This is a genomic window from Variovorax sp. VaC1 (genome assembly GCF_043658315.1).
GTDB lineage: Bacteria > Pseudomonadota > Gammaproteobacteria > Burkholderiales > Burkholderiaceae_C > Variovorax.
Genome location: NZ_JBIGLT010000005.1, coordinates 136,575 through 161,806, shown reverse-complemented (window position 1 = coordinate 161,806; position 25,232 = coordinate 136,575). Strand labels below are relative to the sequence as shown.

General features: G+C 67.4%; 24 protein-coding genes. 14 read left to right on the top strand and 10 right to left on the bottom strand.

All coding sequences use genetic code 11. From position 1 onward, the window contains the following. The first annotated feature begins 14 nt into the window (after positions 1-14). From secD to ACGLHS_RS20715, 3 genes are all read left to right on the top strand, one after another. A complete protein-coding gene (secD, locus tag ACGLHS_RS20725) occupies positions 15-1,898 on the top strand; it encodes a protein translocase subunit SecD (RefSeq protein ID WP_093242722.1) in 1,884 nt (627 codons plus the stop codon). 18 nt (positions 1,899-1,916) lie between these two features. Beyond that, on the top strand, positions 1,917-2,867 hold the full coding sequence (gene secF / locus ACGLHS_RS20720; RefSeq protein ID WP_093242724.1) for a protein translocase subunit SecF: 951 nt from the start codon (positions 1,917-1,919) through the stop codon (positions 2,865-2,867). 159 nt (positions 2,868-3,026) lie between these two features. Continuing rightward, on the top strand, positions 3,027-5,450 hold the full coding sequence (locus tag ACGLHS_RS20715) for a DUF1631 family protein (RefSeq protein ID WP_394482786.1): 2,424 nt from the start codon (positions 3,027-3,029) through the stop codon (positions 5,448-5,450). Positions 5,451-5,560: 110 nt separating this feature from the next. Here the strand turns inward: ACGLHS_RS20715 and ACGLHS_RS20710 are convergent, their stop codons facing one another. Genes ACGLHS_RS20710 through ACGLHS_RS20700 form a run of 3 tightly spaced genes read right to left on the bottom strand, consistent with a single transcriptional unit; the run spans position 5,561 to position 8,531 of the window. Then, entirely contained in the window at positions 5,561-6,079 is a 519-nt protein-coding gene (locus tag ACGLHS_RS20710) for a DUF494 family protein (protein WP_093242728.1), read from the bottom strand. Between the two features lie 46 nt (positions 6,080-6,125). Beyond that, complete coding sequence (gene dprA, locus ACGLHS_RS20705) at positions 6,126-7,283, bottom strand: DNA-processing protein DprA (protein ID WP_394482783.1); 1,158 nt, start codon at positions 7,281-7,283, stop codon at positions 6,126-6,128. Between the two features lie 30 nt (positions 7,284-7,313). Further along, complete coding sequence (locus tag ACGLHS_RS20700) at positions 7,314-8,531, bottom strand: LysM peptidoglycan-binding domain-containing protein (protein WP_093242731.1); 1,218 nt, start codon at positions 8,529-8,531, stop codon at positions 7,314-7,316. A 159-nt stretch (positions 8,532-8,690) separates the two neighbouring features. Between ACGLHS_RS20700 and def the strand changes: the two genes are divergently transcribed. From def to ACGLHS_RS20675, 5 genes are read left to right on the top strand one after another with little or no spacing between them, the layout of a single operon-like run. After that, positions 8,691-9,209 (top strand): peptide deformylase, encoded by a 519-nt coding sequence (def, locus tag ACGLHS_RS20695; RefSeq protein WP_093242733.1) that lies wholly within the window; start codon positions 8,691-8,693, stop codon positions 9,207-9,209. Positions 9,210-9,214: 5 nt separating this feature from the next. Further along, positions 9,215-9,721: a hypothetical protein gene (locus ACGLHS_RS20690; RefSeq protein ID WP_394483528.1), complete on the top strand. Its 507-nt coding sequence runs from the start codon at positions 9,215-9,217 to the stop codon at positions 9,719-9,721. After that, positions 9,718-10,674 carry a methionyl-tRNA formyltransferase gene (gene fmt, locus ACGLHS_RS20685; RefSeq protein ID WP_394482780.1) on the top strand — a complete coding sequence of 319 codons (957 nt, stop codon included), beginning with the start codon at positions 9,718-9,720 and terminating at the stop codon, positions 10,672-10,674. The genes ACGLHS_RS20690 and fmt overlap by 4 nt, the downstream gene beginning before the upstream one ends. Further along, the gene (locus ACGLHS_RS20680) at positions 10,674-11,414 is read left to right on the top strand and encodes an AzlC family ABC transporter permease (protein ID WP_394482778.1); all 741 of its coding nucleotides are present in this window, start codon (positions 10,674-10,676) and stop codon (positions 11,412-11,414) included. The genes fmt and ACGLHS_RS20680 overlap by 1 nt, the downstream gene beginning before the upstream one ends. Then, positions 11,411-11,749, top strand: a complete 339-nt coding sequence (locus ACGLHS_RS20675) for an AzlD domain-containing protein (protein ID WP_093242741.1) — start codon at positions 11,411-11,413, stop codon at positions 11,747-11,749. The genes ACGLHS_RS20680 and ACGLHS_RS20675 overlap by 4 nt, the downstream gene beginning before the upstream one ends. 4 nt (positions 11,750-11,753) lie before the next feature. Here the strand turns inward: ACGLHS_RS20675 and ACGLHS_RS20670 are convergent, their stop codons facing one another. Genes ACGLHS_RS20670 through ACGLHS_RS20645 form a run of 6 tightly spaced genes read right to left on the bottom strand, consistent with a single transcriptional unit; the run spans position 11,754 to position 17,277 of the window. Then, complete coding sequence (locus ACGLHS_RS20670; RefSeq protein ID WP_394483526.1) at positions 11,754-12,728, bottom strand: Bug family tripartite tricarboxylate transporter substrate binding protein; 975 nt, start codon at positions 12,726-12,728, stop codon at positions 11,754-11,756. Positions 12,729-12,771: 43 nt separating this feature from the next. Continuing rightward, a complete protein-coding gene (locus ACGLHS_RS20665) occupies positions 12,772-13,749 on the bottom strand; it encodes an MBL fold metallo-hydrolase (protein WP_394482775.1) in 978 nt (325 codons plus the stop codon). Further along, a complete protein-coding gene (locus tag ACGLHS_RS20660) occupies positions 13,746-13,952 on the bottom strand; it encodes a DUF2783 domain-containing protein (RefSeq protein WP_394482773.1) in 207 nt (68 codons plus the stop codon). Before ACGLHS_RS20660 ends, ACGLHS_RS20665 begins: the two co-directional genes overlap by 4 nt. After that, positions 13,949-15,601 carry an FAD-dependent monooxygenase gene (locus tag ACGLHS_RS20655; RefSeq protein ID WP_394482771.1) on the bottom strand — a complete coding sequence of 551 codons (1,653 nt, stop codon included), beginning with the start codon at positions 15,599-15,601 and terminating at the stop codon, positions 13,949-13,951. The genes ACGLHS_RS20660 and ACGLHS_RS20655 overlap by 4 nt, the downstream gene beginning before the upstream one ends. Positions 15,602-15,608: 7 nt before the next feature. Beyond that, entirely contained in the window at positions 15,609-16,730 is a 1,122-nt protein-coding gene (locus tag ACGLHS_RS20650) for an alpha/beta hydrolase family protein (protein WP_394482769.1), read from the bottom strand. Next, on the bottom strand, positions 16,723-17,277 hold the full coding sequence (locus ACGLHS_RS20645; protein ID WP_394482767.1) for a VOC family protein: 555 nt from the start codon (positions 17,275-17,277) through the stop codon (positions 16,723-16,725). The genes ACGLHS_RS20650 and ACGLHS_RS20645 overlap by 8 nt, the downstream gene beginning before the upstream one ends. 85 nt (positions 17,278-17,362) lie before the next feature. Between ACGLHS_RS20645 and ACGLHS_RS20640 the strand changes: the two genes are divergently transcribed. The 3 genes from ACGLHS_RS20640 to pyk all read left to right on the top strand — a co-directional run bounded on the left by ACGLHS_RS20640 (position 17,363) and on the right by pyk (position 21,368). Beyond that, on the top strand, positions 17,363-18,268 hold the full coding sequence (locus tag ACGLHS_RS20640) for a LysR family transcriptional regulator (RefSeq protein WP_394482765.1): 906 nt from the start codon (positions 17,363-17,365) through the stop codon (positions 18,266-18,268). A gap of 355 nt (positions 18,269-18,623) precedes the next feature. After that, on the top strand, positions 18,624-19,817 hold the full coding sequence (locus ACGLHS_RS20635; RefSeq protein WP_394482763.1) for a phosphoglycerate kinase: 1,194 nt from the start codon (positions 18,624-18,626) through the stop codon (positions 19,815-19,817). 102 nt (positions 19,818-19,919) lie between these two features. Continuing rightward, positions 19,920-21,368: a pyruvate kinase gene (gene pyk, locus ACGLHS_RS20630; RefSeq protein ID WP_093242758.1), complete on the top strand. Its 1,449-nt coding sequence runs from the start codon at positions 19,920-19,922 to the stop codon at positions 21,366-21,368. A 57-nt stretch (positions 21,369-21,425) separates the two neighbouring features. Here pyk and ACGLHS_RS20625 read toward each other — a convergent pair whose 3' ends face one another. Beyond that, positions 21,426-22,442 carry a 1-aminocyclopropane-1-carboxylate deaminase gene (locus tag ACGLHS_RS20625; protein WP_394482760.1) on the bottom strand — a complete coding sequence of 339 codons (1,017 nt, stop codon included), beginning with the start codon at positions 22,440-22,442 and terminating at the stop codon, positions 21,426-21,428. Between the two features lie 135 nt (positions 22,443-22,577). Here ACGLHS_RS20625 and ACGLHS_RS20620 point away from each other — a divergent pair, with 135 nt between their 5' ends. The 3 genes from ACGLHS_RS20620 to fba all read left to right on the top strand — a co-directional run bounded on the left by ACGLHS_RS20620 (position 22,578) and on the right by fba (position 25,159). Beyond that, positions 22,578-23,063 (top strand): Lrp/AsnC family transcriptional regulator, encoded by a 486-nt coding sequence (locus tag ACGLHS_RS20620; protein WP_093242762.1) that lies wholly within the window; start codon positions 22,578-22,580, stop codon positions 23,061-23,063. Positions 23,064-23,098: 35 nt separating this feature from the next. After that, positions 23,099-24,028: an alpha/beta hydrolase gene (locus ACGLHS_RS20615; protein WP_394482757.1), complete on the top strand. Its 930-nt coding sequence runs from the start codon at positions 23,099-23,101 to the stop codon at positions 24,026-24,028. A 66-nt stretch (positions 24,029-24,094) separates the two neighbouring features. Further along, positions 24,095-25,159: a class II fructose-bisphosphate aldolase gene (gene fba, locus ACGLHS_RS20610; protein ID WP_093242768.1), complete on the top strand. Its 1,065-nt coding sequence runs from the start codon at positions 24,095-24,097 to the stop codon at positions 25,157-25,159. Positions 25,160-25,232 lie beyond the last annotated feature (73 nt).

The window sequence follows — 25,232 nt, the reverse complement described above, 5'->3', positions numbered from 1 at the left end:
AAAAGCGCGCGCTCATGAACCGTTACCCGGTCTGGAAGTACACGATCATCGTGATCGTGTTGCTCGTGGGGCTCATCTATGCCCTGCCCAATTTCTTCGGCGAGTCGCCTGCTGTGCAGGTGTCGGCGGCCAAGTCCACCGTCAAGATCGATGCGTCGACCCAGGCCAGGGTGGAGGAAGTGCTCAAGACAGCCAGCCTGACGCCCGACCTGCTGACGCTGGAGCCGACCGCGGTGCGTGTGCGTTTCGCCACCACCGACGACCAGATCAAGGCACGCGACGCGCTGCAGCAAGCCCTGGTGCCGAATGCGGACGAGGCCTCCTACGTGGTGGCGCTGAACCTGGTGTCGCGCTCTCCCTCGTGGCTGACCGCGCTGCATGCCTTCCCGATGTACCTGGGCCTGGACTTGCGCGGCGGCGTCGACTTCCTGCTGCAGGTCGACATGCGCGGCGTGCTCGACAAGAAGGCCGAGTCTTTCGCCGGCGACATCCGCACCGGCCTTCGCGACAAGAAGGTGCGCGGCAGCGCCGTGAACCGCAACGGCCAGACCGTCGAGGTCACGCTGCGCGACGCCGCCAGCCTGGAAACGGCCCGTCGCCTGATCCAGGACCAGATGCCCGACCTCACCACGGTCGAGAGCCAGCAGGGCACCGACTGGCGCATCGTGGCGAGCATCAAGCCCGAAGCCGCGCGCCGCTTCCAGGACGCAGCGCTCAAGCAGAACGTCACCACGCTGCACAACCGGATCAACGAACTCGGCGTGGCCGAACCGGTGATCCAGCAGCAGGGCATCGACCGCATCGTCGTGCAGCTGCCCGGCATGCAGGACCCGGCCCAGGCCAAGACCATCATCGGCCGCACCGCCACGCTCGAAATGCGCCTGGTGGACGAAAGCGCCGAAGGCCGCGCGGCCGAAATGGGCGGTGGCCCGGTGCCTTTCGGCTCCGAGAAATTCCTCGACCGTTCGGGCCGCCCCGTGATCGTGAAGAAGCAGGTGCTCGTCACCGGCGAGAACCTCACCGACGCGCAACCCGGCTTCGACCAGCAGAGCAACCAGCCCAAGGTCGACCTGACCATGGACTCGAAGGGCGGCAACATCATGCGTGATGTGAGCCGCGAGAACTACAAGAAGCGCATGGCCATGCTGATCTTCGAGAAGGGCAAGGGCGAAGTGCTCACGGCCCCGTCGATCAACGGCGAACTGGGCAATCGTTTTCAGGTCTCGGGCTCGATGACCGTGAGCGAAGCCAACGACCTCGCGCTGCTGCTGCGCGCCGGCTCGCTGGCCGCACCGATGGAGATCATCCAGGAACGCACCATCGGCCCGACGCAGGGTGCGGAGAACATCAAGAAGGGCTTCGACAGCGTGATGTACGGCTTTGCCGCAATCATGGTGTTCATGTGCCTCTACTACGCGCTGTTCGGCATGTTCTCGTCGATCGCGCTGGCGGTCAACCTGATGCTGCTGGTGGCCATCCTCTCGATGCTGCAGGCCACGCTCACGCTGCCCGGCATCGCGGCCATGGCGCTGGCCATCGGCGTGGCCATCGACTCCAACGTGCTGATCAACGAGCGCGTGCGCGAAGAGCTGCGCAACGGCGCGTCGCCACAGGCGGCGATCCATGCGGGCTACGAGCGCGCCTGGGGCACCATCCTCGACTCCAACGTGACCACGCTCATCGCGGGCATCGCGCTGCTGGCCTTCGGCTCGGGCCCGGTGCGCGGCTTTGCGGTGGTGCACTGCATCGGCATCGTCACCTCGATGTTCTCTGCGGTGTTCTTCTCGCGCGGTCTCGTGAACTTCTGGTACGGCCAGAAGAAGAAGCTCAAGAGCGTGTCGATCGGCACGGTCTGGCGTCCGAATTCCGACGGCACGGCTGTGGCCGAAACCAAGTAAAGGCCAAGGACAAGCGCCATGGAATTCTTCCGAATCCACAAGACCATTCCGTTCATGCGCCACGCGGTGGTGCTGAACATCGTTTCCGTCGTCACCTTCGCGCTGGCCGTGTTCTTCCTGTTCCACCGCGGGCTGCACCTGTCGGTGGAGTTCACCGGCGGTACGGTGATGGAAGTGGCCTACAAGCAATCGGCCGACGTCGGCAAGGTGCGCGAGGTCGTCGCCAAGCTGGGCTACCAGGAGGTGCAGGTCCAGAGCTTCGGCACCTCGGTGCAGATTCGCCTGCCGGTGCAAAAGGGCATGAACTCGACCCAGCAGAGCGCCCAGGTGATGGACGCGCTGAAGGCGGTCGAGCCCGAGGTCGAATTGCGCAGCAACGAATTCGTCGGACCGCAGGTGGGCGACGAGCTGACCAGCAACGGCCTGAAGGCGCTGGGGATGGTGGTGGTCGGCATCATGATCTACCTGGCGTTTCGCTTCGAATGGAAGTTTGCGCTGGCTACCGTTCTGGCCAACCTGCATGACGTGGTGATCATCCTGGGCTTCTTCGCCTTCTTCCAGTGGGAGTTCTCGCTGGCGGTGCTGGCGGCGGTGCTCGCGGTGCTGGGCTACTCGGTGAACGAATCGGTCGTGATCTTCGACCGGGTCCGCGAGAACTTCCGCCGCTACCGCAAGCTGTCCACGAGCGAGGTCATCGACAACGCGATCACCTCGACCATCAGCCGCACGATCATCACCCACGGCTCCACGCAGCTCGTGGTGCTGTCGATGTTCTTCTTCGGCGGCCCGACTTTGCATTACTTTGCATTGGCGCTGACCATCGGCATCTGCTTTGGTATCTACTCCTCGTGCTTCGTGGCTGCCGCGATCGCGATGTGGCTGGGCGTGAAGCGCGAAGACCTGATCAAGGGTCCGACCAAGCGCGACGGCGAATCCGAAGACGACCCGAACGCCGGCGCGGTGGTCTGACGGATACTTCAGGGTCAAACAAAGCGGCGGCGGCGCAGGGGCCGCGCCGCGGTTCGCATGCAACGCCGGGCGTTGTCGATACTTGTGCGGTTGCGCATCCCGATGCAAGCTCGCGGTTGTTGCTGACGAATCGTTTACCTTGGTTTTCCCGATCTTTCAATGAGCATTGCGCGGTCCGCTTCTTCCCTGCAGCTCGCACGCGAGACGCGTGAGCGCTTCGTATCGGCCACGGAAGGCGTGATCGTGCCGTTGGCGCGAGCGATCCGGGATCGGCTGACATCGCTGTCCTCGGAAGCCGGCAATGCCCGCGCCATGCAGGAGCACCGCGACGATTTCGTCGCGTTCCAGGGGCAGGGCTCGCAATGGATCTCGCTGGCCCAGACCGGCTGGCGCAAGGCGCTGCTTTCGTCGACCGGCGGCGCGCCATCGACCACGTCGTCGGCGGCGCTGCGGCTCGAACTGATCGGCGACGAGGTCGTGGAAAGCAACATCCTTTCCTCGCGCCTGGCGCAGCTGATCCATGACAAGGCCAGCTTCGAGCTGAGCGACCTGCGCCTGCGCATCCAGCATCTCGAGGGCACCAGTGAACTCGATTCCAAGGACGTGCTCAAGCCCGAGACGCTCGCCAAGCTGCTGGTGGAGCAATGGCTGGCCGCCGGCCTGAGCCGCGGGCTCTGGACCCGTGTACAGGACGCGGTGCAACTGGCGCTGGTCGACGGGGTCGTCAAGGCTTATGAAAGCGCCAACGCCTTTCTTATCGCCAACGGCGTGATGCCGGAGATCGACCTCAAGAGTTTCGTGCGCCGCACGGGCAGCGCGGGCGGTGGCGGCGGCAGCGGCGCGAGCAGCGCCTCGTCCATGGGCGCCGCGACATCGTCGAACGCACCGATGGGGCCCGGCACCATGTCGGGCGGGCCGCACAGCGCGCAACGCCCCGGCTTCGGATTCGACGGGCAACCGGCCTCGGTGCCGTCGACCGTGGCGCCTTCGTCGACCACTGGCGGCTCGCCATTGATGATCGCGCGGCAGCGTGCGCAGACCGCGTTGCTGAGCCTCAAGCGCTTCGTGACCGCGCGCATCGGCGGCGACCTCGGCGCGTCGGCGCCGCAATCGGTGCCGGGCACCGCGACCGGCGGCCCTGGCGGCCACGCGGGTGGCGGTGCGGCCGGCGGCGCGCCCCGGGTTTTCTCTCGGACCTTCGCCGGCGCCATCGCCGACGCCGAGGTGGCCTACCGCATGGCCGCCACGCAATTCATGGACGGCTCGGGCGAGCAGGCCACCTTGCTCCAGCAGACCTCGGTCGACCTGCGCCGGCGCAGCGCCGAACTGAAGAAGCGCGCGCCCACCACCGCCGACAAGGCCACGGTCGAGATCGTGGCGCTGATGTTCCAGGCCATCCTCGCGGAAGAACGCATTCCGTTCTCGGCGCGCGTGTGGTTCGCGCGGCTGCAGATGCCGGTGCTGCGCGTGGCCATCGCCGAGCCCGAATTCTTCGGCACGCTGCAGCACCCTGCGCGCATGCTGATCGACCGCATGGGCTCTTGCGTGATGGGCTTCGACGCCGCCGCCATCACGGGCAGCGCGCTCGAAGGCGAGATCCGGCGCGTCGTGCAGGTGATCGAGCAATACCCCGAGACCGGCCAGCGCGTGTTCAAGCTGGTGTTCGACGAGTTCGTGGCCTTCCTCAGCCGCTACCTCACGCAGAGCGACAGCACGCAGCGCGTGATGAGCGTCGCGCAGCAGGTCGAGCAGAAGGAAACGATGGCGATCCAGTACACCATCGAGTTGCGCAAGATGCTCAACGACATGCCGGTGCGCGACGAGATCCGCGAGTTCCTGTTCAAGGTCTGGGCAGAGGTGCTGGCCATTGCCGCGCTGCGCTATGGCGCGCAGGGCGAGCAGACGGTGATGCTCAAGCGCGTGGCCTCCGAGCTGGTCTGGGCCGCAAGTGCCAAGCCCAACCGCACCGATCGCGCGCGCGTCATTCAAGACCTGCCACAACTGCTGCAGCGGCTGCGCCAGGGCATGGCCCTGCTGGGCATCGTCGACGAGCCGCAAGAGGCACACATCAAGATCATCGGCGCCACGCTGTCCGATGCCTTCCTGTCGAAGACCGAAGCCATTCCCCAGGCCAAGATCGAGGCCATGGCCGAGCGGCTCGCGCACCTGGAAGACTTCGTGAGCGACGACGGCGGCGCGTCCGACCTGCCGCTCGACGCCCACAGCATCGAGCTGCTGCTCGGCGTGGATGCGGCATCGATCGAGGTGATCCCCGACGCCGCCGGCAGCAAGGTGTCGGACGAGATGCTCGGCTGGGCGCACGAGCTGCAGGTGGGCAACTGGTTCATGCTCGACCACAACGATCGCGTGAGCCAGGTCCAGTTCGTGTGGCGCAGCGACCGCAAGCGACTGCACCTGTTCGCGTCGTCGGACGGGCGCAGCTTCCTGATCCAGGCGGGACGGTTGGCGACCTACCTGCAGGCAGGCCTGCTGGTGCCGGCCGAAGAAGAAACGCTCACGGTGCGTGCCACGCGCGAGGCGCTGGCCAAGCTGGATGCCAACCCCGAGCGGCTGCTGAACTAGGCGGGGTGTTTTCTTGGAGCACCGCGGGACCGGCTTCGCCGGGCCGCAGGTGTTGCCCCTGGAAGGGCTGGCGCAGCGGCACGAAGTGCGCGCAGCCCGAGGGAGAGCAGCTAGTGCGCCGTACGGCCTTCGCGGCTCTCGCAGAGCTCGTCAAGAACCAGCGCGTCGGGCTCGATGCCGGTGCTCCAGTGCACCATCAACACGATGATCTTGAGTTCGTCGAGCGCGACCGGATCGCCCGGTGCAGCCATCGCACGCTCGATGACGATCTCGCGCAGGCCGCAGGGCAGCACGTTCGCCGATTCGAGAAAGCGGATGAAGCCCAGGCACTCCGCGCCGAGGTGCTCTTGTTCGGCCTGTGAATAGACGCGCATGGCGCCATCCGATTGAGGCAGGGCCGCTTCGGGCGCGCCGCGCAGGATGACCGTGGCGGCGGCTTCGTCGTCGGTGCGACGCTCGATCTGCATGCCCTGCGTTGCAAGGCTCAGGCCGTCGAGCCAGTGCAGGGCATCGCGGATCTCTTCTGCCTCGAAGCCGTGCGCACTGAGCTTGCGGCCCAGCTGTTCGGGTTCGGGGCAAGCATCGCCGCGCCAATAGTTTTCGTAGACAAAAACGAGCACTTCGAACATGGGCCCAATATAGCCGACGTTCATGCAGGGCGGGTGTGAACTGCGCCTAGGTGGAAGCCATTCGTTGAAAGAGCCCGCCGGCCAGGCGCGAGACGTGGCCGTCCAGCTCCAGTTCAAGCATCTTTGCTTGCAACGCGGCCGCGCTCCAGCCGGTGCGCGCGCTCAGTGCGTCGAGGCTCACGGGATCGAAGCCGAGGGCCTCCAGCAGCGGGTCTTCGGAAGCGTCGCCCTGGGGCGCGTCTTCGTCCTGGTGTGCGGGCGAGGCCGCGCCGGCGGCGCGCAGCGGCGGAAGCTCTTCGAGGATGTCGTTCACCGATTCCACGAGCTTGGCGCCCTGACGGATCAGCGCATGGCAGCCGCGCGATTGCGGCGAGTGGATCGAGCCCGGAATGGCGAACACTTCCTTGCCCTGCTCCGACGCCAGCCGCGCCGTGATCAACGAGCCCGACTGCAGCGCCGCCTCGACCACCAGCGTGCCGCGCGCCAGCCCGGCGATGAGCCGGTTGCGCCGCGGAAAATTCTGCGTGAGTGGCGGCGTGCCGAGCGGCAGCTCGCTCACGATCAGGCCCTGCAGGGTGATGCGATGCGCCAGGTCGCGGTGCCGCGCGGGGTAGACGCGATCGAGGCCCGTGCCCACCACCGCCACCGTGGCCAGCCGTGGCGCGTTACCCGCCGCTTCGAGCGCGCCCTGGTGTGCGGCGCCATCGACACCGAGCGCCAGCCCCGACACCACCGGCAACCCCGCTTCGCCGAGCGCCCGCGCGAAGCTGCGCGCGTTGGTGGCGCCCTGCGGCGTGGGATTGCGGCTGCCCACCACCGCGATGCTGTGGCCGAGCTGCGTCAGGTCGAAGTCGGCGGCACCGAGCACATAGAGCATGGGCGGTGGGTCTGCCATTTCGAGCAGCGACGTGGGGTAGCCGGCGTCGCCGAGCGTCACGATGCGGCGCGAGACACCGTTGCCGTTGCTGCTGTCGCCGGCATGCAGCCACTGCCAGGCCTGGTCGACCTGCGCCTGCAGGCCGGCGGGCACCTGCAGCAGGGCTGCGGCCTGGGCCATGCCGACGACTTCGCGCAGCGCGGCCTCCGACTGCGCGAAAACGCCTTCAGGCAGCCCGAAGGCCGCGAGCAGGCGTCGCGTGGTGCTGTCGCCGATGCCCGGCGTCAATGAAAGTCGCAGCCAGCCTGCGAGTTCTGCGCGTTCCAAACGAGAGTGCGTGAAAGCTGGAGCCGCAGGTCAGGGGTTGACGAGGAAGTCGCCAGCGCGCGGAGTGTCGTTGATTTCGAGCACCAGCGCGTAGGAAACCTTCTCGAAGGTGCGGAACACCATCAGCAGGCCGATGCGTTCATTCGGCAGCTTGATGGTTTCCTTGCGGGCGCCGGTGCGGTCGAGGATGGTCTCGCCGTTCTTCAGAATGGCCAGCACATGGCCGCTGTCGATGCCGTCGCGCGTGCCCTTGTTGATGGCCACGACCTGGTTCTGGGCGGCGAACTGCACGGCGTTGCCATAGACCGAGATGATCCGGCCATCGACCTGCGTGGAGGGCGCGCGCGGCGCGTAGCTCAGCAGTTGGCGCGGGGGCTCGGGCAGCAGGCGGTCGCCGGCGCGCATTTCCTCGCGCGAGGCAATGATGTCGATGCTCGCGGGCACCACCGTGATGAGGTCCTTGTTGTCCACCGTCTCGATGGTGGTCGACTCGCCGCGCTGCAGCTGGGCCTTGCCCAGGTACTGCGCCTCGTAGCCGAGGATCTCGCCCGTGCCCGGGTCTTTCAGCGGCGTCGCATTGCGGAAGACGCGGAAGTGCTGCACCGGCCCCGGCACTTCGACCAGCGGGGCGTCGGCGTTGCCGCGGGCATAGGCACGGTCGCCGCGCGACAGCAGCACGCGGCTGTCGTTGCCGGCCACGATGCGCGGCGCGCTCTCGAGCGTGTTGGCGTCCACCACGATCGGTTCGCTCAGGAAGGGCTCGATCAGGCTCGGGTTGAGCGTGGGCAGCGCCATGCCCGACAGCGAGTCGAAGCGCGTGCGCGGCGACAGCTTGATGGTGCCGCCGTCGCCGCTGAACCCGCCGCGGCGGGTGGTCAGGCGCGCGCGGCCGCCGCTCTTGTCCAGGTACAGCACCTGGCCGGGATAGATGCGGTGCGGGTTCGCGATCTCGTTGATGTTCATGCCCCACAGTTCCGGCCAGCGCCAGGGGTGCAGCAGGTACAGGCGCGAAATGGCCCAGAGCGTGTCGCCGGGCTTGATCGTGTATTCGTCGGGCGCCCTGGGCGCCAGCTCGCTCAGCGGAACGCCGGCCTGGGCGGTTTGCTGGGCCGTGGCGCGCTGCTGGGGCGTGACAGGGTAGTTTTGAGCCCAGGCCGTCGTGGCGCCGCAACCGCCGATCACCGCGAGGGCCGTCAAGGTTGCTAGGAAAGAGGGGCGCTGGCGTTCAGTGGATCTGAGCTTTTTCATGTCTGGATGGGTGAGCGTGCGACGTATCGCTGCGCATACGAATCTCACAATTTGCTACGAATTCTGCGCTGAAGCCCCTGGGAGGGCAACGTTTTCGGCCCCGCGCGGCCCGTCGCGTCGCGGAATTGGCGAAAATAGCCACAACTTCCCCCCGATTTCATGGCCAAACGAATCATTCTGAGTTACCCGGACAAACGCCTGCACACCGTGGCCAAACCGGTGCAAGGCGTCGACGCGCGCATCAAGACCCTGGTTGCCGACATGCTGGAAACCATGTACGACGCCAACGGCATTGGTCTGGCCGCGACCCAGGTCGACGTGCACGAACGGCTGGTCGTCATCGATGTGTCCGAAGAACGCAACGAACCCATCGTGCTGATCAACCCCGAGATCACCTGGGCCAGCGACGAAAAGGTGCTGAACGAAGAAGGCTGCCTCTCGGTGCCCGGCATCTACGACGGCGTCATGCGCTCGACGGCGGTCAAGGTCCAGGCGCTCGACGAAAACGGCGAGATGCGCACCATCGAGGCCGACGGCCTGCTGGCCGTGTGCATCCAGCACGAACTCGACCACCTGCTCGGCAAGGTGTTCGTCGAATACCTCTCGCCCCTGAAGCGCAACCGGATCAAGAGCAAGCTCCTGAAGCAGCAGCGCGAAGAACTGCGGGAGCGGGCTTGACCGCCATGACGCGCCGCGCCGGCTCCCTGGCAACGCTGGCGGCAATCGCGCTGTCGGCGCTGGTGCTCGCCGGCTGCGCCAACGACCCCACCCGCATCCAGCCCGGCACCACCGCCGCCGAAACCCTGCAGCGCTTGGGCGCGCCCACCGGCCGCTACCCGCTCAACGGTGGCGGCGAGCGGCTCCAGTATTCGCGCATGCCGGCGGGCTTCGAAGTCATCGACATCGACGTGGACGCGGCGGGCAAGGTCGTCTCGGCCACCCAGGTGCTGAGCGAAGCGCGCTTCGACCAGGACATCAAGGTCAACCAGTGGCGCCAGAACGACGTGATGGCCTTTTATGGCCGGCCGTATGAAATCTCCCGCGTCAGCTCTTTCGACGGCGTCGTCTGGACCTGGCGCTACAAGGCCGTGAACGAACGCCGCATGCTCTATATCTACATCGACCCGACCGGCGTGGTCCGTCGCTATCACACGGGGGACGATCTCGAATTCGATCGGCTGCGGGATTGAGCCGGCTCAAGGTCGTTTTCGCGGGCACGCCCGAGTTCGCGCGCGTCGCGCTGGAAGCCATTGCGGCCGCCGGCCATGACATCGTCCTGGTGATGAGCCAGCCCGACCGGCCCGCCGGTCGCGGCATGAAGCTGCAGGCCTCGCCCGTCAAGCAATGCGCCGTTGCCAGCAACTGGCCGGTGGCCCAGCCGCGCAGCCTGCGGCTCGACGGCAAGTATCCCGACGAGGCCACGGCCGCGCGCGACACCCTGCTGGCCGTGCAGCCCGATGTGATGGTGGTCGCCGCCTACGGGCTGATCCTGCCGCAGTGGGTGCTCGACCTGCCGAAGCACGGCTGCCTGAACATCCACGCCAGCCTGCTGCCGCGCTGGCGCGGCGCCGCGCCCATCCACCGTGCCATCGAGGCCGGCGACACGCAGACCGGCATCACCATCATGCAGATGGACGCGGGCCTGGACACCGGCGACATGCTGCTGCGCGAAGTCATCGAGATCGGCGACGACAACACCGCCCGCCTGCACGACCGTCTGGCCGAACTGGGCGGCCGCATGATCGTCGAAGCGCTGGCGAACATCGGCGCCCTCACCCGCACGCCACAGCCGGCCGAAGGCGTCACCTACGCCAGCAAGGTCGAGAAGCACGAAGCGCTGATCGACTGGGCCCAGCCGGCCGACGCCATCGTGCGGCGCGTGCGGGCCTTCGATCCCTTTCCGGGCGCCAACAGTCCGCTCGATGGCGAGACCATCAAGCTCTGGACCGCTCATGCGGCGCCCGCCACCGATGCGTCCGCAGCGCCGGGCACCATCCTGGCCGTTGCCGACACCGGCGTCGCCGTGGCGGCGGCCGGCTCGACCGTCATGCTCACCGAGCTCCAGCGTCCCGGCGGCAAGCGCCTGGCGGTGGCCGATTTCCTGCGCGGCTTCGACCTGAAGGCCGGGCAGGTGTTCGGCTGATGTTTCTTTCCGCAGACATCCGCCGCCGCCCCGAATTCCGCGTGGGCGTGCGCGACATGTCCTCGGTGGCCATGGGCATCGGCGCCTGGGGCCTGATGACCGGCGTGGCCATGGTCAAGTCGGACATGAGCCTGATCGAGGCGGTCGCGATGACCCTGCTGGTCTACGCGGGCAGCTCGCAGCTCGCGGCCATTCCGCTGCTGTTCGCGGGCGCGCCGGCCTGGGTGATCCTGGCGACGGGCTTCTGCGTCAACCTGCGCTTCGTGGTGTTCAGCCTGCACCTGCGGCCCTACCTCATGCACATGCCGCGCTGGCGCCGCATGGTGCACGGCTACCTCACGGCGGACATGAGCTACGCGCTCTTCACCAAGCAGTACCCGAAGCCCCCGGTCACCACCGCCGAACGGGAGGCGCAAGAGGCCTACCTCACCGGCAACTACTTCGTGACCTGGAGCGCCTGGATGGGCATGAGCCTGCTGGGCATCGCGCTGGCCAACTTCATTCCGCAGACCTGGGGCCTGGGCTTTGCGGGCGTGCTGAGCCTGGTGGCCATCGTCTGCTCGATGGCGACCACGCGGCTGCGCGTGCTGGCCGGGCTGATCGCCGGCGCCACGGCCGTGGCGGCCTATTCGCTGCCGCTCAAGCTCAACATCGTCGTGGCCATCGGCGTGGCCGTGCTGCTGTGCTTCTGGCTCGAAAAGCAGTTCGGGCTCGACCCCACGGCGGAGGACGACAAGTGAGCGGAACCACCGACCTGTGGACCCTGGGCGTGATCGTCGGGCTGGCGCTCGTCACCGTGCTCACGCGCTGCTTCTTCTTCATCCTCGACCGGCCCTGGGGCCTGCCCGACTGGGCCCATCGTGCGCTGCACTACGCGCCGGCCGCGGCGCTCGCCGGCGTGATCGCACCCGAGATCGTGATGACGCAGGGCCACCTCATCACCACGCTGCACGACGCCCGCCTCTATGCGGCGGTCGTCGGTGCGGCGTACTTCTACTGGCGGCGCGGTGTGCTGGGCACGATGCTCGCGGGCATGGCGGTGTACCTGCCGCTGCACCTGTGGCTGGGCTGGTAGCTGGTTATTCCAGCTTCACGCCGGCCGTCTTGATGATCTTGCCCCAGCGCTCGCTCTCGGCGCGCGAGAGCTTGTAGAAATCCTGCGGCGTGCCCGGCAGCGCCTCGAAGCCGAAGTCCGCGAACAGCTTCACCACCTTCGGTGCCTTCATCGCCTTGTGCAGTTCGGCGTTCAGCCGTGCCACCGCTTCAGGCGGCATGCCGGCCGGGCCGATCAGGCCGTGGAAGGCATAGGCATTGACGTCAGGAAAGCCCGCCTCGACGAAGGTCGGCACGTCGGGCAATGCGGTCGCGCGCTGCGGCAATGCAATGGCCAGCACCCGCACCTTGCCCGAGCGGATGATCGGCAGGCCCGAGGCCAGGTCGAGCATCATCACCGGCACCTGGCCGCCCATCACGTCGGACATCGCAGGCGCGGCGCCCTTGTACGGCACGTGCACGATGCTCAGTCCGGCCTTCTGCTTGAAGAGCTCCATCGCCATGTGATGCGGCGAGCCGTTGCCCGGCGAGGCATAGCTGACCTTCTCGGGGTTGGCCTTCACGTAGCGCACGAACTCCGCCACGGTCTTCGCGGGAAAGTCGGGGTGCACCACCAGCGCCACCGGAAAGCGCCCGATGGTGCCGATGTAGGTGAAGTCGGTCGCCGGCTTGTAGGGCAGCTTGGTGAACATGTGCTCGTTGAAGAGCAGCGCCGCGTTCTCGGCCTGCATGATCGTGTAGCCATCGGGCTTGGCCTGCATCATCACGGACACGCCGATGTTGGTCGATGCACCGGGCCGGTTGTCGATGATGAGCGGTTGCCCCAATGAAGGCTGCATCGCCTCGGCCAGCGAGCGCGCGAGGTTGTCGGTGCCGCCGCCCGCCGAGTACGGAACGATCCACTTGACCGGCTGGCTCGGGTAGGCCGCCGGTTGCGCGGACGCGAAGGGGCTGGTGGCCAGCGCGAGGGCCGCGGCCAGCAGGGGAAGGAAGCGTTTCATCATCGTCTTTTGTCTCCGTTGCCTGTTTTGAAATCGGTTCAGCTCATTCGCCGCGCAGCGTTTGCCACAGCTCGCGGTCGCGCTCCGCCGTCCAGATGACGGGGTGCTCGATGCCGCGCAGCTCGTCATAGGCGCGCGACACGTCGAAGGGCAGCACGTGCTGGAACACGGGCCAGTGGCCGAAGCGCGGCGTCATCGCTGCTTCGGCGCGCGCGAAGCAGCCGCGCAGCGTTTCGCCCGCGGCGATGCCGGCGCGCACGCTGTCGAGCAGCGTCGAAAGAAACGCCTTCGTCAGGCCAATGGCCTCGGCGCATGCGGCTTCGTTTTGCAGCACCGCGCCGCGTCCGGGCACCAGCACGCGCGGCTTCAGCGCGTGCACCGCGTCGAGCGTGCCGGCCCAGTCGCCGATGTAGGCGTCGCCCGCGTACACGCCGCAGTGGTTCTCGACCACGTCGCCCGAGAACAGCACGCCGCAGTCGGGCAGCCACGCCACGGTGTCGCCGCTCGAATGGCCCCGGCCCAGCGCCATCAGGCGCAGCTCGCGGCCCGTGCCGGGGCGCGGGCCGAGCCACAGGCTCATCTGGCGATCGAAGCTCATCGTCGGGAAGGTCAGGCCCGGGATCTCTTCCACGCCCGCGAACAGGCGCGGAAAGCGGCCGACCTCCGAATCGAAATCGGCCTGCCCGCGCGTGCGGACCCAGTCGAGCGTGCCATTGCTCGCGATGATCTGTTCCACCTCATCGAAGGCGCTCGCGCCCATCACGCGCACCGCGTGGTAATGGGTGAGCACGATGGTCTTGATCGGCTTGTCGGTCACCGTGCGGATGGCCGCGAGAAAGTCGCGCGCCATGCGCGGCGTGGGGCGCGTGTCGATCAGCACCACGTGCTCGTCGCCGACGACGAAGCCGCAGTTGGGATCGAAGTCGCTGATGTAGCCGTAGGCATCGGGGGCGAGTTCGCGCAGTTGGGGCTTCTGCTCGCGGGTGTCCGAGGCAGAAGCGAAAGAGACGTTGGCAGTCATGGGGCGTGGGTGGTCGTGGGGTTGTCTTCGGCCGCCGCGCGGATGCAGGCCAGCAGCACGGCCTGGTCGCCGCACTGGTTGGCCAGCAGCAGCACGAGGCGGGCATTGAGGTCGGCGCTTTGAGGCTCGCTCAGGCCTTCGTGCGCGGCCAGCAGCGCGGCGTAGAAGCCGTCGGGGTCGGGGATATGGGGCGCTGTGTTCATGGGGCGGTGTCGTGGGCGAGTGCGGTGCGCAATGCGGCGGCGATGGCTTCGGGCGTGGCTTGCGTCAGCACGGCGGCGCGGTAGGCATCGGGCCGCACAAGCACGAAGCTGCCCGCGTCGCCGATGCCGAGATGGCGCGCGAGCTGTTCGTCGGGCTGCAGCGTGGGCAAGCCGCTGTCGCCGCCCACGGCCAGCAGGCGCAGCGGCAGCGAGGCCGTGGCGTCGATGGCGGCGCGGGCCCGATCGCGTGTCGGCGCGAACCACAGGCCGATGCATTGCGTGCCCTCGGCCAGCAGCTGCATCAGCGTCGTCTCGCGTCCGTCGCCGGCCCAGCGCAGCGGCAGGTTCTGCACCGTGCGGCCGCCTTCGGGCAGTTGCGCCGCCGCCGGGTAGTCGTTGGCCACCGACATGCGTCCGGTGTTCACCAGCGCCCGCGCGAACGGATGGCGCGCGGCGAGTGCCACCACCGCCCGGCGCAGCGTGTGCTCGGCCGGCGAGCGCGGTGCGAGAAAGCGCGCCGAGCGGCTCGTCACCTGCAGGTTCTGCGCGGCGGCGGGCTGGCGCTCGGCGTCGTAGCTGTCGAGCAGCGCGTCGCCGGCCTGCCCTTGTGCCACCAGCGCGAGCTTCCAGCCGAGGTTGGCGGCATCCTGGATGCCGCTGTTGCCGCCGCGCGCGCCGAACGGGCTCACCACATGGGCGGCATCGCCGATGAAGAACACGCGGCCATGCCGGAAGCTGTCGAGCAGGTGGTCGCGGTAGCCGTAGGGGCCGATCCACACGAACTCGAACTCCACGCCGGGGCCGAGCTGCTCGCGCAGCCGCGCGCCCGCCACTTCGGGCTTGCTGATGTGGGCCGTGTCGCAGTCTTCGGGCATCTGGTAGTCGATGCGCCACACGCCATCGGCCATCAGGTGCTGCCAGACGCCACGGCCTTCGTTGAAGGGGGCATCGACCCAGGTCCAGCGTTCGATGGGCAGCGGCTTCTTGAAGCGCACGTCGCTGATGCACCAGCGGTCGGTGCTGCGCGAGGCGTGTGCCTCGATGCCGAGCTGCGTGCGGATCGGGCTGTTGGCGCCCGTGGCGTCGATCAGGTGGTCGGCCTCGATGGTGTAGCTGCCGGCCGGCGTCTCGATGTCGAGGCGCACGCCGTCGCCCAGTTGCTCGACGCGGGTCACGCGGCTCTTCCAGCGCACATCGGTCATGCCGAGTTCGAGGATGCGTTCGACCAGGAACCACTCGACATAGAACTGCTGCAGGTTGATGAAGGGCGGCTGCTTCGAGACGCTGTTCGCCTGCAGGTTGAAGTTGTAGACCTCCTGCTCGCCCGAGAAGGTGCGCCCGAACGACCAGGTGATGCCCTTGGCTGCAATGCGTTCGTAGATGCCGAGGCGCTCGAAGATCTCCAGGCTCTTCTGCGCGTAGCAGATGCCGCGCGACGAAGCACCGCGCACGCCGACGGTGTCGTCTTCGTCGAGCAGCACCGCATGCACGCCGCGCTGCGCGAGGTCGCAGGCCAGCGTGAGGCCGGATGGCCCCGCGCCGACGATCACGATCGGGTGGCGCACCACGGTCGCGCTGCTCAGTTCGGGCGGTGGCGTGAAGGGCCAGACCGGCAGCTCGTAGGCCGGTGCGAATGCAAAGTTTTCCATGTCTCTTCTACAGCGCGTGCGCGAACTCGGCGATGGCGTCGGCCGCCTGTGGAATCAGGTGCGGCTGGCCTGCCAGGTAGTGGTTGCCGCCCACGATGTCGACATTGCGGATGCGCGATCCGCCCGCGGCCATCCATGCGTCGCGTGTGCTCGGAAAAGTCGATTGGTCGCCCGTGTAGGTCAGCAGCAGTTTCGGCACCGTGGTGCGCGCAAGATTGGTGGGCCCGTCGGCCTGCGAGCGCGACGACCACTGCGACAGGAAGGCGGTCAGCGAGGTGGTGCGGCCCATCGCGTTGGCCGAATAGTTCACTTGCCGCGCATCGCCCCACACGCTGCCGGGCAGGCGCTCGTTGGCATCGAGCGAGAGGTCCACGCAGCGTGGGTCGGCGTGCGTACGATAGACGACGAAGGTCTGGTCGCGCGGCGCGCCCGGCGTGCTGCGCAGCAGCGCGAGGCGGTCGATGGCCCACTGCTCGATGCGGTCCAGCCGCGCCTTCTGCGCCGCGCTGAAGCGCGCGAGGAATGCGGGCTCGTAGGGCATGCGGTGGCGCGGGTCGTACATGTCGAGTTCGGGGTCCACCGAAAGCGGGTCGTGCTCGTCGGTGACCGAGGGGTCGATCCAGTCGCGCATCAGCCGCGTGCGGCCCAGGTGCGCGGCGCACAGCGCGATGCCGTCCACGGGCGGCAGGTCGTCGGGGTGCAGGTGCGTGGGGTCGCCGTCGGGCAGGTGCGTGGCGGTGAGCTTCTCGGCCTGCGCCTGGTAGAAGGCCGAGAGTGCGGCGCCGCCCGAGTTGCCAACGAGGAACACCTTCTCGTAGCCGGCCCCGCGCAGGTACTGCACGCCCGCCCCCAGGTCTTGAATGGCGCGCTCCATCAGCAGCACCGTGTCGTTGCCCACGAAGCGCGAGTTCAGGCCCATGCAGCAGATGCCGCGCTCGGCCAGCGGGCCGATCAGGTAGTGGCCCATGAAGTTGCTGGTCGGGTGCATCACGATGGCCGCGATCTTTTTCGGCCCCGCTGGTGCCCGGTAGGCGCCGTAGATGCGCGGGCGCAGCAGCTGCAGGCCCGACTGGCTTTCCATCGATGCGCCGGGCTTGACGTCGATGACGGCGAGTTGCATCTCAGGCATTCGACGCACCCCTTGCCGCGCGCAGCTCGGCCTTGCGCGCGGTCCAGGCGTCGAGGTCGGCATGGGCGCGCAGCGCATGCGCGTCCATCTCGGCCTGCGGCACGGTCGGCGTGGTCAGTTCCACGCGGATGCCGTTGGGGTCGAAGAAGTAGATCGATTCGATGATGTGGTGGTCGGTCACGCCCAGCACCTCGATGCCGGCGCCTTCGAGCCGCGCCTTGGCAGCCAGCAGGTCGGCCACCGAATCGACCCGCAGCGCGATGTGGTTCACCCACGCGGGCGTGTTGGGGGAAGGCAGCGCGGCGATGTCGTCGCCCAGGTCGAAGAAGGCGATGTACGAGCCGTCGCGCATCTGGAAAAAGATGTGCACGTAGGGGCAGTACTCGCCCGTGCTCGGTACGTGGTCGCTCTTGATGACGTGGGCCAGCGGCAGGCCCAGCAGGTCTTCGTAGAAATGGCGGGTCTCTTCGCTGTCGCGGCAGCGCCAGGCGAAGTGATGCAACCCGCGAACGGGTGGTGGGGGTGCCGTGGGGGCAGTCGTCGGCATGGCTTGTCTCCGGTAAGCCGTGATTGGGCGATGCCGCGTCTTATGATGCAATCGAAATTAATTCATCGATTGATGAAATAACCATATGAATTTGACCCTGCGCCAGTTGCGCGCCTTTGCCGCCGTGGCCGAAGCCGGCAGCTTCACCGCCGCGGCGCAGCAGTTGCACCTCACGCAATCGGCGCTGAGCGTGCTGGTGCGCGAACTCGAGCGCGAGATGGGCGTGCAGCTGCTCGACCGCCACACCCGCAGCGTGCAGCTGTCGGAGGCGGGGCGCGAGTTTTTGCCCTCGGTGCACCGGCTGCTGGGCGATCTCACGAGCGCGGTGGCGGGCGTGACCGATCTGCGTGACAAGAAGAAAGGCTTGCTACGGCTTGCGGCGCCGCAGCTCATGGCCTGCACGCTGATGCCGCGCGTGATCGCGGTCTATCGCGAGGCCTATCCCGACGTCGACGTGCGGCTGGCCGACACCCTGCCCGAGCACCTGCTCACCGGCGTGATGGCCGGCGACGTGGAACTGGCGGTGGGGCAGGACGTGGCGGTCGACAGCGCCGTCGAGCGCCGCACGCTCTTTCGTGATCGCCACTGGCTGATCTGCCCGCCCGGGCACGCCTTCGCCAAGCGCCGCAAGGTGCGCTGGCATGAGCTCGAGCCGTACACCTTCATCGCGCCCACGCGCGACTTCCGCCAGCGCGTGCTGCCCGAGCTGGCCCCGGCCGAGCGCGCGTACATGCTGCGCCCCGGCACCCAGGAGGTGTCGTACATGACGACCGCGCTGGGCATGGTGGCGTCGGGGCTCGGGCTGACGGTGTGCCCGACCTACTCGGCCCCGCTGGTGCGCGCCCACGGGCTGCAGATGGTGCGGCTGGAGTCGCCGGACTTTCATCGCGAGGTGTGCGTCTACAGCGCCGCGCGGCGCGTGCTGTCGCCTGCCGCGGCGAGTTTCGTGGAGATCCTCGAACGCTTCGCCAAGGCCCAGCAAAAGGGCTAGGGCCTGTTCACCCTACGCAAGGGGTCGCGAAGCTCGCCGCAGCCCGCCCATCAAGGCGCGTGACGCCGTGCGTGCGTTCGCACGCACAAGGAACGCAACGCCGAGGGGCGGGCTGTGGCGAGCTTCCCTTCGGGTTGTTTCGCAAAGGGGCCGTCTGCGGCGTTGCCCGCGCTTGCAAGGCTTCAGCCTTGCTGCGCCCGGGCGCCTTGCAGCCAGCCCCTTTGCGAAACAACGCGACCCCTTGCGTAGGGTGAACAGGCCCTAAAAGCATCAGCCAGGTGCAAGGGAAGCACAGGGGCGCGGCAGGGCGAAACCTACAATGCAGGCCGACCCGTCTTCCATCACCTCCAGATCCATGAACGTCATTCGATTCACCGACCTCTGCGCGCAGGGCAAGGCCGCCGGCCAGCGCGTTTTCATCCGCGCCGATCTCAACGTGCCGCAGGACGACGCCGGCAACATCACCGAAGACACGCGCGTGCGCGCCTCGGTGCCCTGCATCCAGCTGGCGCTCGACGCCGGCGCGGCCGTGATGGTCACCTCGCACCTGGGTCGCCCGACCGAAGGCGAATTCAAGCCCGAAGACTCGCTCGCCCCCGTGGCCAAGCGCCTGGGCGAACTGCTCGGCCGCGAAGTGCCGCTGGTCGCCAACTGGGTCGACGGCGTCGACGTGAAGCCCGGCCAGGTCGTGCTGCTCGAGAACTGCCGCGTCAACAAGGGCGAGAAGAAGAACGACGAAGCGCTGGCCCGCAAGCTGGCCGCGCTCACCGACATCTACGTGAACGACGCCTTCGGCACCGCGCACCGCGCCGAAGCCACCACCTGCGGCATCGCGCAGTTCGCCAAGGTTGCCGCGGCCGGCCCGCTGCTGGCCGCCGAGATCGACGCCATCACCAAGGCGCTGGCCCAGCCCAAGCGGCCGCTGGTGGCCATCGTGGCGGGCTCGAAGGTCAGCACCAAGCTGACCATCCTCAAGAGCCTGTCGGCGAATGTCGACCAGCTCATCGTCGGTGGCGGCATCGCCAACACCTTCATGCTGGCGACCGGTCTGAAGATCGGCAAGTCGCTGGCCGAGCCCGACCTGGTCGACCAAGCCAAGGCGGTGATCGATGCCATGCGTGCGCGCGGTGCCGATGTGCCGATCCCGGTGGACGTGGTCACGGCCAAGACCTTCGCGGCCGACGCGGCCGCCACCGTCAAGGCCGCCGATGACGTGGCCGACGACGACCTGATCCTTGACATCGGCCCCAAGACCGCCGCGATCCTGGCCGCGCAACTGCGCGAAGCGGGCACCATCGTCTGGAACGGTCCGGTGGGCGTGTTCGAGTTCGACGTCTTCGCGGGCGGCACCAAGGCCATCGCGCAGGCGATCGCCGAAAGCAGCGCCTTCTCGATCGCCGGCGGCGGCGACACGCTGGCCGCCATCGCCAAGTACGGCATCGAAAAGCAGGTTGGCTACATCTCGACCGGCGGCGGCGCGTTTCTCGAAGTGCTGGAAGGCAAGACCCTGCCGGCCTTCGAGATTTTGTCCAAGCGCGCGGCCGGCTGACCCGGGCGGAGGCTGGCCGTGGCGGCGGGAAAACCCGTGGGGTGACTTCCGCCAGACACACAAAGTGTATACAGTAGCGAATACAAAACGGAGACTACCTTCATGAGCACGGACCGCATCCCCCGCCACGCCACCAAGATCGTTGCCACGCTCGGCCCGGCATCCAGCACGCCGGAACTGCTGGAGCAGATGATCCTGGCCAAGGTCAGCGTGGTCCGCCTCAACTTCAGCCACGGCACGGCGCAAGACCACATCGACCGCGCCGCCATGGTGCGCGAAGCCGCCCGCAAGGCCGGCCGCGAAGTGGCCATCATGGCCGACCTGCAGGGCCCGAAGATCCGCGTCGGCAAGTTCGCGCAGGGCAAGGTCTGGCTGGAGCCGGGCGCCAAGTTCGTGCTCGACGCCTCGCGCACCGAGCTGGGCGACGTCGATGCCGTGGGCCTCGACTACAAGGACCTGCCGCGCGACGTGAAGCCCGGCGACAAGCTGCTGCTGAACGACGGCCTGATCGTGCTGACCGTCGATGCCGTCAAGGGCGAAGCCGTCTACACCACCGTCAAGCTGGGCGGCGAGCTGTCGAACAACAAGGGCATCAACAAGCAGGGCGGCGGCCTCACGGCGCCCGCGCTGACGGCAAAGGACATGGAAGACATCAAGACCGCGATGAGCTTCCAGGCCGACTACGTGGCCGTGAGCTTTCCCAAGAACGCCACCGACATGGAAATGGCGCGCCAGCTGTGCAACGTGGCGGCAGCCGAGTACGGCCACAAGCCCGGCATGATCGCCAAGATCGAACGCGCCGAAGCCATTCCGAAGCTCGAAGAGATCCTGCGCGCCAGCGACGGCATCATGGTCGCCCGCGGCGACCTGGCCGTTGAAGTCGGCAATGCCGCCGTGCCCGCGCTGCAGAAAAAGATGATCCGCATGGCGCGCGACATGGACAAGGTGGTCATCACCGCGACCCAGATGATGGAGTCGATGATCACCAACCCCGTGCCCACCCGCGCCGAGGTGAGCGACGTGGCCAACGCCGTGCTCGACGGCACCGACGCCGTGATGCTCTCGGCCGAAACCGCCTCGGGCCGCTACCCGCTCGAGACCGTGCAGGAGATGAGCCGCATCTGCGAAGCCGCCGAGGCCGCCGAAGACAAGACGCTCGACGCCGACTTCAGCGGCAAGACCTACAGCCGCATCGACCAGTCGATCGCCATGGGCGCGCTGTTCACGGCGCACCACCTGGGCGCCAAGGCCATCGTGGCGCTGACCGAATCGGGCGCCACGATGCTGTGGATGAGCCGCCACCGCGCGCACATTCCCATGTACGCCCTGACCTCGCGCCTGGCCACGCAGCGCAAGCTGGCGCTGTACCGCAACGTGCGCCCGCTGCTGATGGATTCGCAGACCGACCGCGACACCGCGCTCGAACAGGCCGAAGCCCATCTGAAGAAGCGCGGCATCGTGCAGAGCGGCGACGTCTACGCCATCACCTGCGGCGAGCCGATGGGTGCGCCGGGCGGCACCAACATGCTGAAGATCTGCAGAGCGAGCTGAGCACGTTCGCAGCAAAAAGGCCGGCACATGCCGGCCTTTTTTGTTTCGCGGTCCTGCTCAGCCGTTCCTGAAGAGGAAGCTGTAGGCGTTCAGGGCAGGCACGCCGCCCAGGTGCGCATACAGCACCTTCGAGCCGGCTGGAAACTCGCCGAGCCGCACCTTCTCGATCATCCCGTGCATCGACTTGCCCTCGTACACGGGGTCGGTCAGCATGCCCTCGAAGCGCGCGCACAGGCGGATCGCCTCCAGCGTGCCGTCGTTCGGCAGCCCGTACTCGGGCCCGCCGAAGCGGCGGTCCAGCACCACGTCTTTCTCGGTGATGTCGCGGCCCAGTTCGACCAGCTCGGCCGTGTTCTTCGCGATGCGCACGATCTGCTCGAAGGTCTGCTGCGGCTTGGCCGAGGCGTCGATGCCGATCACGCGATCGGCCCGGCCATCGGCCGCGAAGCCCACCACCATGCCGGCCTGCGTGCTGCCGGTGACCGAGCAGACCACCACGTAGTCGAACTTGAAGCCCAGTTCGGCCTCCTGCTGCCGCACTTCCTCGGCAAAGCCGACGAAGCCGAGGCCGCCGCGCGGATGCTCCGAGCAACCCGCCGGAATCGGAAACGGCTTGCCGCCGGCCTTGCGCACATCGCTCATGGCCTCTTCCCAGCTCTTGCGGATGCCGATGTCGAAGCCCGCCGCATCGAGCCGCACATCGGCGCCGAGGATGCGCGACATCTCGATGTTGCCCACCCGGTCGTACACCGCGTCGGAGTAGTTGACCCAGTTCTCCTGCACCAGCACGCACTTCAGGCCCAGGTGCGCGGCCACCGCCGCCACCTGCCGCGTCTGGTTCGACTGGATGCCCCCGATGGACACCAGCGTGTCGTAGCCGCCTTCGAGCGCCTCGGGGATCAGGTATTCGAGCTTGCGCGTCTTGTTGCCGCCGAAGGCCAGGCCGCTGTTGCAGTCCTCGCGCTTGGCATAGAGATCGACCTTGCCGCCCAGGTGCGCGCTCAGCCGCTTGAGCGGATGGATCGGCGTCGGGCCGAAGGTCAGGGCGTGACGGGGAAACTTCTTCAGGTTCATCAGCGTGGCTCCAGGGGTTGGTGCCAGCTATCGTAGGAAGAAGGGCTCGCAACGTGCTTGCGAAGTTTTCTGGATCTGCGGATCAAAAGAAGGCAGGATGGAAATTGCTTTAACTTTCAATCCGAAGACGAGCAGATGAGCACAACAAAATTGCGTGTTGCCCCGGAACTCGATCGCACCGACCGGGCGATCCTTCGCGCCCTGCAGCGCGATGCCTCGGTCTCGAACGTGGCGCTGGCGGCCAAGGTGAACCTCAGCGCGCCGGCCTGCCTGCGCCGCGTCGAGCGGCTCAAGGCGGCGGGGCTCATCAAGGGTGTCGTGGCGCTGCTCGACCCCGACGCGCTCGACCTCGGCATGCTCGTGATGATCGGCGTGGTGCTCGACCGCTCCACGCCCGACTCGTTCGCCGATTTCGAGAAGGCCGCGCAGAAGGTCTCGGGCTGCCTCGAATGCCATGTGGTCTCGGGCGAGTTCGACTATTTCATGCTGGTGCGCACCCGCGACAACGACAGCTTCAATCGCCTGCATGCCGAGCAGCTGCTGTACCTGCCGGGCGTGCGGCAGATCCGCACCTTCGTCGTCTTGAAGCAGGTGCTGTCGACCACGCAGCTTCCCATCTGACGAAACCGGTGCGCGCTCGCGCGCGTACTGTTGCGATGAGTCGTTCCACCTTCGCGTCATTTCGCCGGCGCCGCAGCGCCTTCTTCACCGCTTTCACCGTCGTCGCCGCCGCTGCGCTGTCGGCCTGCTCGCCGATCAAGGTGCTCAATGGCCTGGTGCCTGCCGACACCTACCAGTTCCAGGGCGGCATCGCCTACGGGAAGGCCCTGCGCCAGATGCTCGACGTGTACCAGCCCTTGCCGTCCACCCCGCCCGCCCGGGGCGCTCGTCCGCTGGTGGTGTTCTTCTTCGGCGGCACCTGGACGAACGGCGACCGCGCCAGCTACAAGTTCGTCGGCGAGGCATTGGCCTCCCGCGGCGCGGTGGTGGTGATTCCCGACTACGGCCTGTCGCCCGTCTTCACCTATCCGGTCTTCGTGCGCGACAGCGCGCTCGCCGTCAAATGGGCGCTCGACAACGCCGCGCAGCTGGGCGCCGACCCGAAGCAGGTCTACGTGATGGGCCACAGCTCGGGTGGCTACAACGCCGCGATGGTGGCGCTGGACGATCGCTGGCTGGCCGAGGTGGGCGCCAGCCCGAAGCAGCTCGCGGGCTGGATCGGCCTGGCCGGCCCCTACGACTTCCTGCCCATCGGCGACCCGCAGGCGCAGGTCGCCTTCAACTGGCCGGACACGCCGCCCGACTCGCAGCCGCTGGCGCATGTCACGTCGGCGGCGCCCCGCGCGCTGCTGATGGCGGCCGCCAAGGACGAGCTGGTCTACCCCGACCGCAACACCGGCCAGATGGCCGCCGCACTGCGCGCCGCCGGCGTGCCGGTGGAGGTGCAGCTGTTCGACAACCTGAGCCATGTCACGCTGATTGGCGCCTTCGCCAGGCCGATCCAGTGGCTGGGCGGTCCGGTGCTGCCGCCGGTCATGGGCTTCCTCGGGTTGGCGTCAGTGCCGTCCCACAAGGGGGCTCGGTAGAATTGGGGCAGTTTTCTCTCGTCTTTCCGCCTTCTTCTTTCCCTAATTCCCGCGAGGTATTTCCCCATGGCACTCGTCTCGATGCGCGAACTGCTCGACCATGCCGCAGCCAATGGCTACGGCATCCCGGCCTTCAACGTCAACAACCTCGAACAGGTGCAAGCCGTGATGGAGGCCGCCAAGGAAACCGGCGCGCCCGTCATCCTGCAAGCCAGCGCAGGCGCCCGCAAGTACGCCGGCGAAGCCTTCATCAAGCACCTGATCCAGGCCGCCATCGAGCAGTACCCGAACATCCCGCTGGTCATGCACCAGGACCACGGCCAGAACCCCGACGTCTGCAAGGGCGCCATCGACCTGGGCTTCAGCTCGGTCATGATGGACGGCTCGCTCGAAGCCGACGGCAAGACCATCGCCAGCTACGACTACAACGTGGACGTCACCAAGAAGGTGTCCGACATGGCCCACCGCCTGGGCGTGACCGTCGAAGGCGAGCTCGGCTGCCTCGGTTCGCTCGAAACCATGAAGGGCGACAAGGAAGACGGCCACGGCACCGACGACACCATGACGCGCGAGCAGCTGCTGACCGACCCCGAGCAGGCCGCCGACTTCGTCAAGCGCACCCAGATCGACGCGCTGGCCATTGCCATCGGCACCAGCCACGGCGCCTACAAGTTCACGCGCGAGCCCACCGGCGACATCCTGGCGATCGACCGCATCAAGGAAATCCACCGCCGCATTCCCAACACCCACCTGGTGATGCACGGCTCGTCGAGCGTGCCGCAGGAGCTGCTGGCCATCATTCGCCAGTACGGCGGCAACATGAAGGAAACCTACGGCGTGCCCGTCAAGGAAATCCAGGAAGCCATCAAGCACGGCGTGCGCAAGATCAACATCGACACCGACATCCGCCTGGCCATGACCGGCGCGGTGCGCAAGTTCCTCTTCGAGAACCCCGAGAAGTTCGACGCCCGCGAATGGCTCAAGCCCGCGCGCGAAGCCGCCAAGCAGATCTGCAAGCAGCGCTACATCGAGTTCGGCTGCGAAGGCCAGGGCGCCAAGATCAAGGGCGACACGCTGCAGGTGGTTGCCGCCAAGTACGCCAAGGGCGAACTGGCTCAGGAAGTCGTCTAAAACTTCCCCGCGATTCGAAGGCCACCGTTCGCGGTGGCTTTTTTCTGCGCGCACAATCCGTTTTCCACGTCAC

Coding starts and splice junctions, on each gene's coding strand:
- secD (WP_093242722.1), top strand. CDS start 15: ATGAACCGTTACCCGGTCTGGAAGTACACGATCATCGTGATCGTGTTG.
- secF (WP_093242724.1), top strand. CDS start 1,917: ATGGAATTCTTCCGAATCCACAAGACCATTCCGTTCATGCGCCACGCG.
- ACGLHS_RS20715 (WP_394482786.1), top strand. CDS start 3,027: ATGAGCATTGCGCGGTCCGCTTCTTCCCTGCAGCTCGCACGCGAGACG.
- ACGLHS_RS20710 (WP_093242728.1), bottom strand. CDS start 6,079: ATGTTCGAAGTGCTCGTTTTTGTCTACGAAAACTATTGGCGCGGCGAT.
- ACGLHS_RS20700 (WP_093242731.1), bottom strand. CDS start 8,531: ATGAAAAAGCTCAGATCCACTGAACGCCAGCGCCCCTCTTTCCTAGCA.
- def (WP_093242733.1), top strand. CDS start 8,691: ATGGCCAAACGAATCATTCTGAGTTACCCGGACAAACGCCTGCACACC.
- ACGLHS_RS20690 (WP_394483528.1), top strand. CDS start 9,215: ATGACGCGCCGCGCCGGCTCCCTGGCAACGCTGGCGGCAATCGCGCTG.
- ACGLHS_RS20680 (WP_394482778.1), top strand. CDS start 10,674: ATGTTTCTTTCCGCAGACATCCGCCGCCGCCCCGAATTCCGCGTGGGC.
- ACGLHS_RS20670 (WP_394483526.1), bottom strand. CDS start 12,728: ATGAAACGCTTCCTTCCCCTGCTGGCCGCGGCCCTCGCGCTGGCCACC.
- ACGLHS_RS20665 (WP_394482775.1), bottom strand. CDS start 13,749: ATGACTGCCAACGTCTCTTTCGCTTCTGCCTCGGACACCCGCGAGCAG.
- ACGLHS_RS20660 (WP_394482773.1), bottom strand. CDS start 13,952: ATGAACACAGCGCCCCATATCCCCGACCCCGACGGCTTCTACGCCGCG.
- ACGLHS_RS20655 (WP_394482771.1), bottom strand. CDS start 15,601: ATGGAAAACTTTGCATTCGCACCGGCCTACGAGCTGCCGGTCTGGCCC.
- ACGLHS_RS20650 (WP_394482769.1), bottom strand. CDS start 16,730: ATGCCTGAGATGCAACTCGCCGTCATCGACGTCAAGCCCGGCGCATCG.
- ACGLHS_RS20645 (WP_394482767.1), bottom strand. CDS start 17,277: ATGCCGACGACTGCCCCCACGGCACCCCCACCACCCGTTCGCGGGTTG.
- ACGLHS_RS20640 (WP_394482765.1), top strand. CDS start 17,363: ATGAATTTGACCCTGCGCCAGTTGCGCGCCTTTGCCGCCGTGGCCGAA.
- ACGLHS_RS20635 (WP_394482763.1), top strand. CDS start 18,624: ATGAACGTCATTCGATTCACCGACCTCTGCGCGCAGGGCAAGGCCGCC.
- pyk (WP_093242758.1), top strand. CDS start 19,920: ATGAGCACGGACCGCATCCCCCGCCACGCCACCAAGATCGTTGCCACG.
- ACGLHS_RS20625 (WP_394482760.1), bottom strand. CDS start 22,442: ATGAACCTGAAGAAGTTTCCCCGTCACGCCCTGACCTTCGGCCCGACG.
- ACGLHS_RS20620 (WP_093242762.1), top strand. CDS start 22,578: ATGAGCACAACAAAATTGCGTGTTGCCCCGGAACTCGATCGCACCGAC.
- ACGLHS_RS20615 (WP_394482757.1), top strand. CDS start 23,099: ATGAGTCGTTCCACCTTCGCGTCATTTCGCCGGCGCCGCAGCGCCTTC.
- fba (WP_093242768.1), top strand. CDS start 24,095: ATGGCACTCGTCTCGATGCGCGAACTGCTCGACCATGCCGCAGCCAAT.